Annotated in this window: 14 protein-coding genes; 1 reads left to right on the top strand and 13 read right to left on the bottom strand. The window is 68.8% G+C overall.

Features of this window, described 5'->3' with window-relative positions:
• Positions 1-151: 151 nt before the first annotated feature.
• A complete protein-coding gene (locus ASG28_RS05000; protein ID WP_162235701.1) occupies positions 152-643 on the top strand; it encodes a type IV toxin-antitoxin system AbiEi family antitoxin in 492 nt (163 codons plus the stop codon).
• Here ASG28_RS05000 and ASG28_RS04995 read toward each other — a convergent pair.
• From ASG28_RS04995 to thrS, 13 genes are all read right to left on the bottom strand, one after another.
• The gene (locus ASG28_RS04995) at positions 622-2,766 is read right to left on the bottom strand and encodes a RelA/SpoT family protein (RefSeq protein WP_231567017.1); all 2,145 of its coding nucleotides are present in this window, start codon (positions 2,764-2,766) and stop codon (positions 622-624) included. The genes ASG28_RS05000 and ASG28_RS04995 overlap by 22 nt on opposite strands.
• 237 nt (positions 2,767-3,003) lie before the next feature.
• A complete protein-coding gene (locus tag ASG28_RS04990; RefSeq protein WP_055972683.1) occupies positions 3,004-3,354 on the bottom strand; it encodes a rhodanese-like domain-containing protein in 351 nt (116 codons plus the stop codon).
• Entirely contained in the window at positions 3,351-4,361 is a 1,011-nt protein-coding gene (secF, locus tag ASG28_RS04985; RefSeq protein WP_055972679.1) for a protein translocase subunit SecF, read from the bottom strand. Before secF ends, ASG28_RS04990 begins: the two co-directional genes overlap by 4 nt.
• Entirely contained in the window at positions 4,361-6,124 is a 1,764-nt protein-coding gene (gene secD / locus ASG28_RS04980) for a protein translocase subunit SecD (RefSeq protein ID WP_055972676.1), read from the bottom strand. Before secD ends, secF begins: the two co-directional genes overlap by 1 nt.
• 96 nt (positions 6,125-6,220) lie before the next feature.
• A complete protein-coding gene (yajC, locus tag ASG28_RS04975; protein WP_055972674.1) occupies positions 6,221-6,634 on the bottom strand; it encodes a preprotein translocase subunit YajC in 414 nt (137 codons plus the stop codon).
• A 79-nt stretch (positions 6,635-6,713) separates the two neighbouring features.
• Entirely contained in the window at positions 6,714-7,739 is a 1,026-nt protein-coding gene (ruvB, locus tag ASG28_RS04970; protein ID WP_055972670.1) for a Holliday junction branch migration DNA helicase RuvB, read from the bottom strand.
• Entirely contained in the window at positions 7,736-8,350 is a 615-nt protein-coding gene (gene ruvA, locus ASG28_RS04965) for a Holliday junction branch migration protein RuvA (protein ID WP_055972667.1), read from the bottom strand. Before ruvA ends, ruvB begins: the two co-directional genes overlap by 4 nt.
• On the bottom strand, positions 8,347-8,922 hold the full coding sequence (ruvC, locus tag ASG28_RS04960; RefSeq protein WP_055972664.1) for a crossover junction endodeoxyribonuclease RuvC: 576 nt from the start codon (positions 8,920-8,922) through the stop codon (positions 8,347-8,349). Before ruvC ends, ruvA begins: the two co-directional genes overlap by 4 nt.
• Positions 8,923-8,931: 9 nt before the next feature.
• Positions 8,932-9,693, bottom strand: a complete 762-nt coding sequence (locus ASG28_RS04955) for a YebC/PmpR family DNA-binding transcriptional regulator (protein ID WP_055972661.1) — start codon at positions 9,691-9,693, stop codon at positions 8,932-8,934.
• 37 nt (positions 9,694-9,730) lie between these two features.
• The gene (pdxT, locus tag ASG28_RS04950) at positions 9,731-10,339 is read right to left on the bottom strand and encodes a pyridoxal 5'-phosphate synthase glutaminase subunit PdxT (protein ID WP_055972660.1); all 609 of its coding nucleotides are present in this window, start codon (positions 10,337-10,339) and stop codon (positions 9,731-9,733) included.
• 22 nt (positions 10,340-10,361) lie between these two features.
• A complete protein-coding gene (gene pdxS / locus ASG28_RS04945; RefSeq protein WP_055972657.1) occupies positions 10,362-11,276 on the bottom strand; it encodes a pyridoxal 5'-phosphate synthase lyase subunit PdxS in 915 nt (304 codons plus the stop codon).
• 23 nt (positions 11,277-11,299) lie between these two features.
• Complete coding sequence (locus ASG28_RS04940) at positions 11,300-11,890, bottom strand: HIT family protein (protein ID WP_055972653.1); 591 nt, start codon at positions 11,888-11,890, stop codon at positions 11,300-11,302.
• The gene (thrS, locus tag ASG28_RS04935; protein WP_055976945.1) at positions 11,887-13,824 is read right to left on the bottom strand and encodes a threonine--tRNA ligase; all 1,938 of its coding nucleotides are present in this window, start codon (positions 13,822-13,824) and stop codon (positions 11,887-11,889) included. Before thrS ends, ASG28_RS04940 begins: the two co-directional genes overlap by 4 nt.
• Between the last annotated feature and the right edge of the window lie 166 nt (positions 13,825-13,990).

Below are 13,990 nucleotides of genomic sequence, written 5' to 3'. Positions count from 1 at the left end.
CATGCCTGTGCGACTCCCCCTGGTCCTGACGGACGACGACCTGCCTGAAACCGAACTCCGGGCGGCAGCGCTGGACGGCCAGGTCTACGCCGTCGGTGATTCGTGGCGCAGCATCGCCGAGATCGACGACCACGTCGGTCGAGCCATCGCGGTGGGGTTCGCCCTCGGGGCCGGAGTCGTCGCCGCCGAGCGGACGGCCGCCTGGGTCTGGGGAGCGCGAGGGCCGGCGCCACTCCCCCACTCCGGGCTGGTGGTGTCGCCGGCGAGAGTGAAACACCGAGGCCGGGGTTCGGTGATCCGACAGGTCGTCATCGACGACGACGAGATCGTCACCGTCCACGGTGTGGCGGTCACGACGCCGGCCCGGACCGTGGTCGATCTCGCACGCCGCGAGGACTGGACGCCACAGGACGAGACGGCCGCACGGGACGTGTCGACTCAGCAGGGCGTCACGAGCGCCGATGCGGTCGCCGTCCTCGATCGACGCGGGCGGCTCCCCCACCGAGCACGGACAGTCGAGCGCCTCGGTCGGGTCTGTGCGGGCGATGCCTCCACGCAGATGGGTGACGAGTCACCTCGAGACGACGCACACCCGCCCCGTCGGGCGGCAACGATCGTGACTCAGCCGGCGCTGACCCGGTAGACGTCGTACACGGCGTCGATGCGTCGGACGGCGTTCAGGACGCGGTCGAGGTGCGTGGTGTCACCCATCTCGAACACGAACCGACTGAGAGCGAGCCGTTCGGTGGAGGTGGACACCGTCGCGGAGAGGATGTTCACGTGGTGCTCCGAGAGCACGCGGGTCACGTCCGACAGCAATCCGCTGCGATCGAGGGCTTCGATCTGGATCTGCACCATGAAGACGCTCTTCGACGACGGGGCCCACTCGACCTCGATCATCCGTTCGGGCTCTTTCAGCAGACCCTGGACGTTGTGACAGTTGGCCTGGTGGACGCTGACGCCCTGACCACGGGTCACGAATCCGACGATCTGGTCGCCGGGCACCGGCGTGCAGCACTTGGCGAGCTTCACCAAGATGTCGGGCGCCCCACGGACCAGCACGCCCGAGTCGCTGTTGCGCAGCGGCCGGGCCCGACCCTGGCTGGGGAACTCGAACTCGCCCTCGTCGACCTCGGTCTGCGTGTGGACCGCCGCGAGGATCTTCTCGATGACGGACTGGGTGGAGATGTGGCCCTCGCCGACGGCCGCGTAGAGGCTCGACACGTCGTCGTACCGCATCGTGGCGGCGACTTCGGCGATGCTGTCCTGCGTCATCAGCTTCTGCAGCGGCAGGTTCTGCTTCCGCATGGCCCGGGCGATGGCGTCCTTGCCCTGCTCCATGGCCTCGTCGCGGCGCTCTTTCGTGAACCACTGGCGGATCTTGTTCCGGGCGCGGGGGCTCTTGACGAAGGCGAGCCAGTCCTGACTCGGCCCGGAGTCGGGGTTCTTGGAGGTGAAGACCTCGACGACGTCACCGCTCGACAGGACGCTCTCGAGTGGCACGAGTCGCCCGTTGACCTTCGCTCCCATGGTGCGGTGGCCGACCTCCGTGTGCACCGCGTAGGCGAAGTCGACCGGGGTGGCACCCGACGGAAGGCCGATCACCTTGCCCTGGGGCGTGAAGACGTAGACCTCCTTGGCGCCGATCTCGAACCGGAGGCTGTCGAGGAACTCGCTGGGATCGGCGGTCTCGGCCTGCCAGTCCGAGATGTGCGCGAGCCAGGCCATGTCGGTCTCGGTCTTGGCTCCGCCCTGGTCGTCCCGCCCGCCGTTCATGCGCTGCTTGTACTTCCAGTGGGCGGCCACGCCGAACTCGGCCCGCTGGTGCATCTCGTGGGTCCGGATCTGGATCTCGACGGGTCGCCCCTTGGGCCCGATCACGGTCGTGTGCAACGACTGGTACAGGTTGAACTTCGGCGTCGCGATGTAGTCCTTGAAACGGCCGGGGATGGGATTCCACCGGGCATGGATCGACCCCAGCACGGCGTAGCAGTCCCGGAGCGAGTTGACGAGGATGCGGATGCCGACGAGGTCGTAGATCTCGTCGAACTCGCGACCCCGGACGATCATCTTCTGGTAGATCGAGTAGTACTGCTTGGGTCGACCCATGACGTCGCCGCGGATCTTCGTCGACTTGAGGTCGGACTTGACGGCGTTGATGACGTTCTGGACGAACTGCTCGCGTTGCGGCGTGCGCTGCTTGACCAGGTTGTCGATCTCGACGTAGAGCTTGGGGTGGAGAACGGCGAACGAGAGGTCCTCGAGCTCCCACTTGATGGTCTGGATGCCGAGTCGGTGGGCCAAGGGCGCGTAGATCTCGAGGGTCTCGGTGGCCTTGCGCGTGGCCGACGCCGACTCGACGAAGCCCCAGGTTCGCGCGTTGTGCAGTCTGTCGGCCAACTTGATGACGAGCACCCGGATGTCTTTCGACATGGCGACGACCATCTTGCGGACGGTCTCGGCCTGCGCGCTGTCGCCGTATTTGAGCTTGTCGAGTTTGGTGACCCCGTCGACCAGCATCGCGATCTCGTCGCCGAAGTCGCGCTGCAGCATGGCCAGCGTGTAGTCGGTGTCCTCGACGGTGTCGTGGAGGAGCGCGGCCGCGATGGTCTTGGAACCGATGCCCAGATCGGCGAGGATCTGCGCCACGGCGACCGGGTGCGTGATGTAGGGCTCGCCGCTCTTGCGGAGTTGACCCGTGTGGGCCTTCTCGGCGACCGAGTACGCCCGCTCGATGAGGACGATGTCGGCCTTGGGATGGTGCATGCGCACCGTCTTGATCAACCGGTCGACGGCACCCGCCGGTTGGCTCCGAGAGAAGAGACGGGGCAGGAGCGTGCGCAACGAGGCCGTGTTCTGACCGCCGGGCACCTCGGACGGTGCGGAGTTGTTCCGTGTGGTGATCTCGGTCACGGCAGCACCTCGTTCTCTCGGGTCGGAGTGACGACGCCGGCCGTCATGGTCGGACGTGGACTCCGTGGGGTCAAGGGTACCCGCCGGCCGTCAGTCGGCCGACGACACGTGGTGGTCGTCGCTCGCCACGACCCCTCCGCCGGCGTCACGCCAGGCGAGCATCCCGCCGACGACGTTCCGGGCGTCCACACCGATCCCGCGGAGGGCGTCCGTCGCGCGGGCCGAGCGCATGCCGGAGTGGCAGACGACGAGGACGGGACGGTCCGTGGGGACCTCGTCGACCCGATCGTTCAGCTCGGAGAGCGGGATCAGCGTCGCACCGGGCGCGTGCGCGTCATCCCACTCGTGTCGCTCTCGGACGTCGAGCAGGTAGGTGCCCTCGGCCAGGGCGTCGATGGCGGCGTCGGCCCCGATCTCGGGTCGGCGGTCGTCGCCGATCATGCGCCCACCGTCTCGTCGACGGTGAGCGGCTCGGTCTTTTGTGCCTCGAGCTTCCGGGCGTCCCGCTTGGCGATGTCGGGCTCACGGAGGCGAAGGGTGGCGTACAGAGGCGAGGCGATGAAGATCGTCGAGTAGGTGCCGACCAGGATGCCGATGAACAGGGCGAGCGAGATGTCGCGGAGCGTGCCGGCTCCGAGGACGAACGCGCCGATGAACAAGATGGCCGCGACGGGGAGGAGCGCCACGACGGACGTGTTGATGGACCGGACGAGCGTCTGGTTGACCGCCAGGTTCACGGACTGCCCGAACGTGCGTCGTGAACCCTCGCCGTCTTCGGTCGTGTTCTCTCTGATCTTGTCGAACACCACCACGGTGTCGTAGAGCGAGTAGCCGAGGATCGTCAGGAAGCCGATGACCGCCGCCGGGGTGACCTCGAAACCGACGATGCCGTAGATGCCCGCGGTGAGGACGAGGTCGTGCAGCAGGGCGGCCATGGCCGCCAGCGACATCTTCCAGGTGCGGAAGTAGAGCGTCATGCCGATCGCGGCGAGGATCAGGAAGATCACGAGCCCCTTGATGGCCTGGCTCGTGATGTCGGCGCCCCACGAGGCACCGATGAAGGACGAGGTGACCCGGTCGTCGGGGACGTCGTACGCCGTGGCCAGGGCTGCCGCCACGTCGTTCGTCTGGGCGGCCTCGAGCTGCGAGGTCTGCACGCGGATCGTGTCGGTGCCCACCTGGGTGACCCGGGGGTTCGACCCCGGTACGACCTCGTCGACGGTCGCCGAGGCGACGTCCTGGTCCAGCTCGGCCGGCTGTGCGATCTGGAACTCCGAACCGCCCGTGAACTCGATGCCGAAGTGGAAGCCCCCACGGAGGAACGGGACGGTGACCGAGATGAGGATGACGAGGGCCGCGATCCAGTACCAGCGGCGGCGGTGACCGACGATGTCGTACGACCGGGCACCCGTGTACAGGTCGTTGCCGAACTTCGAGAAACTGGCCATCAGGAGTCCTTCTTCCCTTCACCGGCGGTCGACGTGTCGACGCGCTCGGTGTTCTTCTCGGCGGCTTTGCGCTCGGCGATGGTCTGACGCTTGACGGCCTCGCGGCCGCCCGCTCCCTTGCGGCCGGCGACGGCCGGCGTGCGGAACTGCGCCCGCCCACGGTAGACGGCGCCGAGGGCACGGGGGTTGAGCCCGCTGAACGAGTGCCCCTCGCCGAAGAACCGCGTCCGGGCGATCAGTTGGAGCATGGGGTGCGTGAACAGCGAGACGACGATGAGGTCGATCACCGTGGTGATGCCCAGGGTGAGCGCGAAGCCCTTGACGTTGCCCACGGCGAGGATGAAGAGCGTGATGGCCGCCAGGAAGTTGACCGTGTCGGAGGCGACGATGGTGCGGATGGCGCGCTTCCAGCCCGATTCGACGGCGCTCTCGAGGATGCGGCCGTCTCGCAGTTCGTCCCGGATGCGTTCGAAGTAGACGATGAAGGAGTCGGCCGTGATGCCGATCGCCACGATCAGACCCGTCACTCCCGCGAGCGAGAGACGGTAACCCTCGCGCCAGGACAGGATGGCGATCACGAGGTAGGTGAGGACCGCGGCGATGACGAGCGACAGGACCGTCACGAACGCGAGAGCCCGGTACTGGATGAGCGAGTAGATGACGACCAGGATCAGACCGATGAGCCCGGCGATCAGACCGCTGATCAACTGGGTCTGCCCCAGGGTCGCGGTGATCGTCTCGTTGCTCTGGACCGAGAAGCTCAGCGGCAGGGCGCCGAACTTCAGCTGGTCGGCGAGGGTCTTCGAGGAGTCCTGCGTGAACTGGCCCGTGATCTGGGCCCGGCCGTCGGTGATGGCGGCGTTGGCGGAGGGAGCCGTGATGACCTTGTTGTCGAGGGTCACGGCGAACTGGTTCTGCGGCGCCTGCAACGAGACGAGGCGCGAGGTGACCTCGGAGAACCGGTCGGTGCCCTGACCGTCGAACTCGAGGTTGACGGCCCAGGTGTTCGTCGAGTTGCCCTGCGAGTCGGCGGCGAGGCCGTTAGTGGCGTCGCTGATGTCGGAGCCCTGCACCTCGACCGGACCGAGGATGTACTTGGCCGTGCCGTCGGTGGAGCAGGTCACGAGCGGCTCGTCGTCACGGGCCGTGGCGAGGTCGTTCTCGGCTGCGCAGTCGTAGTTCTGGTAGAGGTCTGCGAGCTGAGGGGTGATCCAGGACAGGTCGGACGCGTTCGTCGGGGACGCCGTCGGCGTGCTCTCGAGGTCGGGGTTGGGAGTGTACGGCGTGGCGGTCGGGCTGGCCGTGGCACCGTCGCCTTCTCCGCCGACCGCGGCGTTCGACACGGCCTCGGTGTAGAGCACGGGGCGGAAGGTCAGCTTGGCCGACGCCTCGATGCGCTCGAGGGTCGCGTTGTCGGGTCGCCCCGGGATGGAGACGACGATGTTCTGCGTGCCCTGCTTGGTGATCTCGGATTCCGAGACGCCGGCCGAGTCGATGCGCTGCCGGATGATCGTGACGGCCTGGTCGAGCTGCTGGGACGACACCGTCTCGCCGCTCTGGAGCTGGGCCGCGAGGGTGATCTGCGTCCCACCCTGCAGGTCGAGGGCGAGTTCGGGCACCCAGCTGGCACCGTTCCACCAGCCGTCACGACCGGAGTCGTTGAGGAACGTGGCCGTGCCGTTCAGGGCCGTGAGGCCGGCGATGATGACCAACAACCAGGTCAGGGATCGTATTGCTTTCTTCACCGGCGTCGAGCGTGCCACGGAGGAACTCTGCTTTCTCATGGGAGCGCGCGCCCACCCGGAGCGCGCGCCGTGGATCGGACCCGACCGCGCCAGGCGGTCGGGACGGTCGTCAGGTCAGGCCTTGTTGTCGGTGTCTTTGGTGACGGTCGAGTCGACCGGTGCGGACGTGGCGCGCTCACCGAACTCGGGCGCGTCGCCGATGACGCGGTCGTGCTCGGTGCTGCCCTCGGTCAGCGAGTCGGCGTCGTCGGTGACGGGCTCGTCGATGACCGGCTCGACGACGCGACCCAGGGTCTGACGGTGGACCTTGAGGACCGTGCCGGGCGAGACCTCGACCTCGGCCACGTTGTTCTCGTCGTCGATGGATACGACGGTGCCGTACACGCCGAACGACAGCATGACCTCGACGCCGGGGACGAGCTTGTTCTGCAGTTCGGCCTGCTGACGGTCGCGCTTCTTCTTGTTGCGGAACATGAAGAACACGAGGACCACCAGGAGGAGGACCATGATGAGGGTTGCGGGATCCATGCGGAACTCCCTTTCGCTGTTGGGGGTGTGGGCCGAGCGGGACTCGCTTCAGCGAGCGACGGCCTCGGACCTGGAGGAATTATAGGTCATCGCCGAAGAGCGCCCCTGAGGCGTGCGCCAGACCGAAGTGCCGCCAGGCCTCGGGAGTCGCGATGCGGCCCCGGGGCGTGCGGGTGAGCAGGCCGACCCGGACCAGGAACGGCTCGACGACGGACTCGATCGTGTCGGCCTCTTCGCCCACCGAGACCGCGAGCGTGTTGAGGCCGACGGGCCCGCCGCCGAAACGGGTCAGCACCGTCTGGACGACCTCGCGGTCGAGGCGGTCGAGCCCCAGCGAGTCGACGTCGTAGAGGTCGAGTGCCTCGCGCACGGTCGTCAGGTCGGCGTCCCGCCCGTGGACGAGCGCGTAGTCGCGCACGCGCCGGAGCAGGCGGTTCGCGATGCGGGGCGTGCCGCGGCAGCGTCCGGCGATCTCGGCCAGGGCGGCAGCGTCGATGACGATGCCGAGCAGCGAGGCCGCCCGACGGAGGACCTCGGTCAGTTCGGCCTCGTCGTAGAACTCGAGGTGCGCCGTGAAGCCGAATCGATCGCGCAGGGGGTTCGGCAGCAGTCCGCTGCGGGTGGTCGCGCCCACGAGCGTGAAAGGCGACAGCTCGAGTGGGATGCTGGTCGCGCCCGCGCCCTTGCCCACCATGATGTCGATGCGGTAGTCCTCCATCGCGAGGTACAGCATCTCTTCGGCCGGCCGCGCCATGCGGTGGATCTCGTCGATGAAGAGGACCTCGCCCGGCACGAGGGCGGAGAGGACGGCGGCCAGGTCGCCCGCGTGCTGGATCGCCGGCCCCGACGACATGCGCAACGGCCGTGACCCCTCGTGGGCCACGATCATGGCCAGGGTCGTCTTGCCGAGACCGGGCGGCCCCGCGAGGAGGATGTGGTCGGGGGTGCGGCCCTGCATCGTCGCGGCCTTGAGCAGCAGCTCGAGTTGGCCCCGCACCTTGGTCTGCCCGACGAACTCGCCGAGCGAGGTGGGCCGTAACGCCCCCTCGAAGGCCAATTCGGCCTCGGACTCGAGGGTGGGACGGGTCAGGTCGTCGTCGCTCACGCGCGGGCCCCGGCGGATTTCTGCGGCCCCAGGTGGCCGAGGGACGCACGCAGGAGCTGCGGCACGGCCACGGCGACGGCGTCGCCCCGGTCGGCCACGACGGCGTCGATCGCGGCCTGGGCCTCGCGCTCGGACCAGCCGAGCCCGACCAGCGCGACGAGCACGTCGGCGGCGGTCGTGGACGCGGCCGTGACGGTCGGTGCACTCGGTGCCACGTCGAGCTTGCCGGCCAACGACAGGACGATCAGCTTGGCCGTCTTCGGCCCGATGCCCGAGACGCGCCGGAAGGCGGCATCGTCGTCGTCCGCCACGGCGGTGGCGACCTGGTGGGGCGTGAGCGTCGACAGGACGCCCTGGGCCGACTTCGGCCCGACTCCGGTGACGCTGCGCAGCAGGTCGAAGACCTCGAGTTCTTCACGCTCGGCGAACCCGAAGAGCGAGAGGTCGTCTTCGCGGACGATCAACGCCGTGTGCACGAGCGCCTGTTCGCCGACGCGGACCGTCAACGCGAGTTGTGGCGTGACCGACACCCGGAGGCCCACCCCGCCGACCTCGACCACGACCGACGTGCCGGACGCGGACAGGACGGTACCGCGGACACTCGAGATCATGCCCCCAGCCTAGGAGTGCGCACCGACTTCTCGGCGTCGCGCCACGCTCGCTGGGCCGGTGTGAGCGACCCCGAGGAGGCGCGGGCCGCGACGGGCGCGCCCCGCCAGGCATGGCAGATGGCCAGGGCCAGGGCGTCCGCGGCATCCGCCGGTCGGGGCGCCTCGGCGAGCCCGAGCAACCGGGCGACCATCGCGCCGACCTGCTTCTTGTCGGCCGACCCGTAGCCCGTGACGGCCGCCTTGACCTCGGACGGTGTGTGCAGGGTGACGGGAATGTCTCGCTCGGCCGCCGCACGCAGGGCGAGACCGCTGACCTGGGCGACGCCCATGACGCTGCGGACGTTCTGCTGGGCGAACACCCGCTCGATCGCCATGGCGTCCGGCCGGTGCTCGTCGATGAGCGCCTCGAGGCCACGACCGAGGGCGAGGAGGCGCAGTTCGAGGGCGAGGTCGGGGGTGGTGCGGATGACCTGCACGTCGACCAGCGTCGCGCGCCGCTGGGCGTCTACCTCGACGACCCCGACCCCGCACCGGGTGAGCCCGGGGTCGATGCCGAGCACCCGGAGCGTCACCGCGACGACCTACTCTTCGTCGTCGAGCGCGGCCTGGACGTCGGCGGGGACGTCGTGGTTCGCGTAGACGTTCTGCACGTCGTCGTCGTCGTCGAGGGCGTCGATGAGCCGGAAGACCTTGCGGGCCGTCTCGAGGTCGACCTCGATCTTGAGCCCGGGAACGAACTCGATGTCGGCCGAGTCGTAGTCGATGCCGGCGTCCTGGAGGGCCGAGCGGGCCGGGACGAGGTCGGAGGCCTCGGTCACGATCTCGAAGCCTTCTCCGCGGTCGGTGACCTCTTCGGCACCGGCGTCGAGGACGGCCGTGAGGACGTCGTCCTCGGTGAGGTCGCCGGTCTTCATGACCGCGATCACGCCCTTGCGGCTGAAGTTGTAGGCCACGCTGCCGGGGTCGGCCATGGTGCCACCGTTGCGGGACATCACCGTGCGCACGTTGGCGGCCGCGCGGTTCTTGTTGTCGGTGAGGCACTCGATCAGCAGGGCGACGCCGTTCGGGCCGTAGCCCTCGTACATGATGGTCTGGTAGTCGACGCTCTCGCCGCTGAGGCCGGCGCCGCGCTTGATGGCGCGGTCGATGTTGTCGTTGGGGACCGAGGTCTTCTTGGCCTTCTGGACGGCGTCGACCAGCGTGGGGTTGCCGGACATGTCGGCACCGCCCTGCTTGGCCGCGACCTCGATGTTCTTGATGAGCTTGGCGAACGACTTCGCACGCCGGCTGTCGATGACGGCCTTCTTGTGCTTGGTCGTTGCCCACTTGGAATGCCCGGACACGGTGCTCCTTCAGATGCTGACGTGGATCGCGACGAGTCTACCGCGACGCCCGCGCACGGGCCTTGTCGAGGAACCGTGCGTGGAACCGGAGGTCGTCGGTGACCTCGGGGTGGAACGAGGTGCCCATGAGAGGGCCTTGCTCGACGGCGACGACCCGGCCGTCCTGGAGGACGCCGACGGCCGTCGCGGCCGGCCCGACCTCGTCGACCACCGGGGCCCGGATGAACACCGCGTGCACCGGCGGACCGTCGAGCACGGGGACGTCGACGTCGGTCTCGAACGAGTCGGTCTGCGAGCCGAAGGCGTTGCGTCGCACCGAGACGTCCAGGCCACCGAGGCTCCGCTGCCCAGGGATGCCGTCGACGATGCGGTCGGCGAGCATGATGAGCCCGGCACAGGTGCCGTAGACGGGCAACCCCGATCGGATGGCCCGCCGGAGCGGCTCGTCGAGGTCGAACATGCGCGACAGCTTGTCCATCACGCTGGACTCGCCACCCGGGATCACCAGGCCGTCGATCTCGTCGAGCTCGGACGCGCGGCGGACGGGCACGGCCTCGGCCCCCAGCGAGGTGAGGACGGCCAGGTGCTCACGGAAGTCGCCCTGCAAGGCCAGGACGCCGACCCGAGGCGTTCGTACGGTGGTCATCACCGACGATCGACCCCGGGGGTCACCAGCCGCGCTCGGCGAGGCGGTGGGGTGCGGGCAGGTCGGGCACGTTGATGCCGACCATCGCCTCGCCGAGACCGCGTGAGGCATCGGCCACGACCTGGGGGTCGTCGAAGAAGGTGGTGGCCTTGACGATCGCCTTGGCGCGGTCGGCCGGGTTGCCCGACTTGAAGATGCCCGAACCGACGAAGACGCCGTCGGCGCCGAGCTGCATCATGAGCGCCGCGTCCGCGGGCGTCGCGACGCCACCGGCGGTGAAGAGGACGACGGGCAGCTTGCCGGTCTCGGCGATCTCTTTCACGAGCTCGAACGGAGCTTGCAGCTCTTTGGCGGCGACGTAGAGCTCGTCGGCCTTGAGGCCCCGCAGCTGGGCGATCTCTTTCGAGATCGTGCGGATGTGCTTGGTCGCCTCGGACACGTCACCCGTGCCGGCCTCGCCCTTGGAGCGGATCATGGCCGCACCCTCGGTGATGCGGCGCAGCGCCTCGCCCAGGTTGGTGGCCCCGCAGACGAAGGGGACGGTGAAGTTCCACTTGTCGATGTGGTTGACGTAGTCGGCCGGGCTGAGGACCTCGGACTCGTCGATGTAGTCGACGCCGAGCGTCTGCAGGATCTGCGCCTCGACGAAGTGGCCGATGCGGGCCTTCGCCATGACGGGGATCGACACGGCGGCGACGATCTCGTCGATCATGTCGGGGTCGCTCATGCGAGCGACCCCGCCCTGCGACCGGATGTCGGCGGGGACGCGCTCGAGGGCCATGACGGCGACGGCCCCGGCGTCTTCGGCGATCTTCGCCTGCTCGACGTTGACGACGTCCATGATGACGCCGCCCTTGAGCATCTCGGCGAGGCCGCGCTTGACGCGGCTGGAACCGGTGGTGGAGGACGGGCTGGAGGCAGGGGTCGTGTCGCTCATGATAGCCCCCATCTTAGGCCCGTTCAGACCTCGGAGGACGCCGTCGGGGTCGTCCGGTCGTCGCCCGTCGGCCAGGCCTCGGCGACCGCGACGCGGACGTCGCCGAGCAGCTGCGTGACGGCCTTCGTCTGCGCGATGATCGGGAAGAAGTTCGAATCGCCGCCGTAGCGTGGCACCACGTGCTGGTGCAGGTGGGCGGCGATGCCGGCTCCGCCGACCTGCCCCTGGTTCATGCCGATGTTGAAGCCCTGCGCGTGCGACACCCGGGTGAGGACCCGCATGGCGGTCTGGGTCAGCGACGCGATCTCGGCGACCTCGTCGGGGGTGGCGAGGTCGTAGGTCGGGACGTGCCGGTACGGGCAGACCAACAGGTGGCCGGGGTTGTAGGGGTAGAGGTTGAGCAACACGTAGGCGTGTTCACCCCTCGCCACGATGAGGGCCTCGTCGTCGGACCTCGACGGCGCACTGCAGAACGGGCAGGAGTCGTCGTGGGCGTCCTGGCCCGCCTCGACGTAGACGGCGCGGTGGGGGGTCCAGAGCCGCTGGAAGGCGTCGGGGACCGCGGCGAAGTCGGCAGAGGACTCGGCCGTGGTCCCCTCGGCGCCCACGCTCAGACCTGGGCCTTGGTCTCGATGGCCGAGACGATCTTGGCGATCGCCTCGTCGAGCGGCACGCCGTTCTCTTGGGAGCCGTCGCGGTAGCGGAAGCTGACGGCACCGGCCGCACGGTCGTCCTCGCCGGCGATCAGCTGGAACGGCACCTTGGCCTTGGTGTGCGTGCGGATCTTCTTCGGCATGCGGTCGTCGCTGTGGTCGACCTGGGCCCGGACGCCGACCTGGCGGAGGCGCGCCACGACCTCGTCGAGGTAGTCGCCGTACTCGTCGGCGACGGGGATCGCCACGACCTGGACGGGTGCCAGCCAGACCGGGAAGGCACCCGCGTAGTGCTCGGTGAGCACGCCGAAGAAGCGCTCGATCGAACCGAACAGCGCGCGGTGGATCATCACCGGTCGCTGACGCGACCCGTCGGCCGCCGTGTACTCGAGGTCGAAGCGCTCGGGCAGGTTGAAGTCGAGCTGGACCGTCGACATCTGCCAGGTGCGCCCGATCGCGTCGCGCGCCTGGACCGAGATCTTCGGCCCGTAGAACGCCGCGCCGGCCGGGTCGGGCACGAGCTCGAGGCCGGTCTCTTCCGCGACCTGTCTCAGGGTCGCCGTGGCCTCGTCCCAGGTGGCGTCGTCGCCCACGTACTTCTCGGGGTCTTTCGTGGAGAGCTCGAGGTAGAAGTCGTCGAGGCCGTAGTCGCGCAGCAGGCTGAGGACGAAGTCGAGCGTGCCCTTCAGTTCGGCGGCCATGTCGTCACGGGTGGTGAAAATGTGCGCGTCGTCCTGGGTCATGCCGCGCACGCGGGTGAGGCCGTGGATGACGCCCGACTTCTCGTTGCGGTAGACCGTGCCGAACTCGAACAGGCGCTGCGGCAAGTCGCGGTACGACTTGGCCGACGACCGATACGCCAGGATGTGCATCGGGCAGTTCATCGGCTTGAGGTAGTAGTCCGCGCCCTGACGGGTGATCTCGCCCTCGTCGTTGCGGGCCTCGTCGAGGTGCATCGCCGGGAACATGCCGTCCTTGTACCAGCCCAGGTGGCCCGAGGTCTCGAACAGGGCCGCCTTGGTGATGTGCGGCGTGTAGACGAACTCGTAGCCGGCCTTCTCGTGGCGCTCGCGCGAGTAGTCCTCCATCTGGCGACGGATGATGCCGCCCTTGGGGTGGAAGATCGCGAGCCCCGAGCCGATCTCGTCGGGGAACGAGAAGAGGTCGAGCTCGGCGCCGAGCTTGCGGTGGTCACGCTTGGCGGCCTCTTCGAGTCGGGCCTGGTAGGCGCGCAGGTCGTCCTTGGTGGGCCACGCCGTACCGTAGATCCGCTGCAGCTGGGGGTTCTTCTCGGACCCGCGCCAGTAGGCGGCCGCCACGCGCATCAGCTTCGTGGCGTTGCCGAGGAGGCGCGTGCTGGGCACGTGCGGACCGCGGCAGAGGTCGAACCACACGACCTCGCCGGTCTTCGGGTCGAGGTTGTCGTAGACCGTGAGCTCGGCCCCGCCCACCTCGACGGACTCGCCGTCGGCGCCGAGCTCGTCGGCCGACCCGCCCTTGAGCCCGATCAGCTCGAGCTTGAACGGTTCGTGGGCGAGCAGTTCGCGGGCCTCTTCGTCGGTCACGACGCGGCGACGGAAGCGCTGGCCCTGACGGATGATGCGCTCCATGCCCTTCTCGATCGCCTTGAGGTCGTCGGGGGTGAAGGGCTCCGCGACGTCGAAGTCGTAGTAGAAGCCGTCGGTGACGGGCGGCCCGATGCCGAGCTTCGCCTCGGGGTCGATCTGCTGCACGGCCTGTGCCATGACGTGCGCCGCCGAGTGGCGCAGGATCGCCAGGCCGTCGGGCGAGTCGATCGTGACCGGCTCGGCGACGTCGCCCGCCTGCAGCTCGGTCGCCAGGTCGCGCAGCTCGCCGGCCACGCGGACGGCCACGACCGCCTTGTCGGTGAACAGGTCGAAGCCGGTCGTCGTCTCGGTGGCCTCGACGGCCGAGAGGCCGGACGAAGCTGGGGAGGCGGTCGGGTCGAGGTCGGTCTGGTCGGACACGGCGGTGGTTCCTATCGTCGAGGGGCGGTGACCACTTTAGCCGTCGACGGACCGCCGCCCGGCCGGGGCCACC

Origin of the sequence: Frigoribacterium sp. Leaf415, assembly GCF_001424645.1 — a bacterium.
Taxonomy (GTDB): Bacteria; Actinomycetota; Actinomycetes; order Actinomycetales; family Microbacteriaceae; genus Frigoribacterium.
This window is presented reverse-complemented; position numbering and strand designations above follow the sequence as displayed.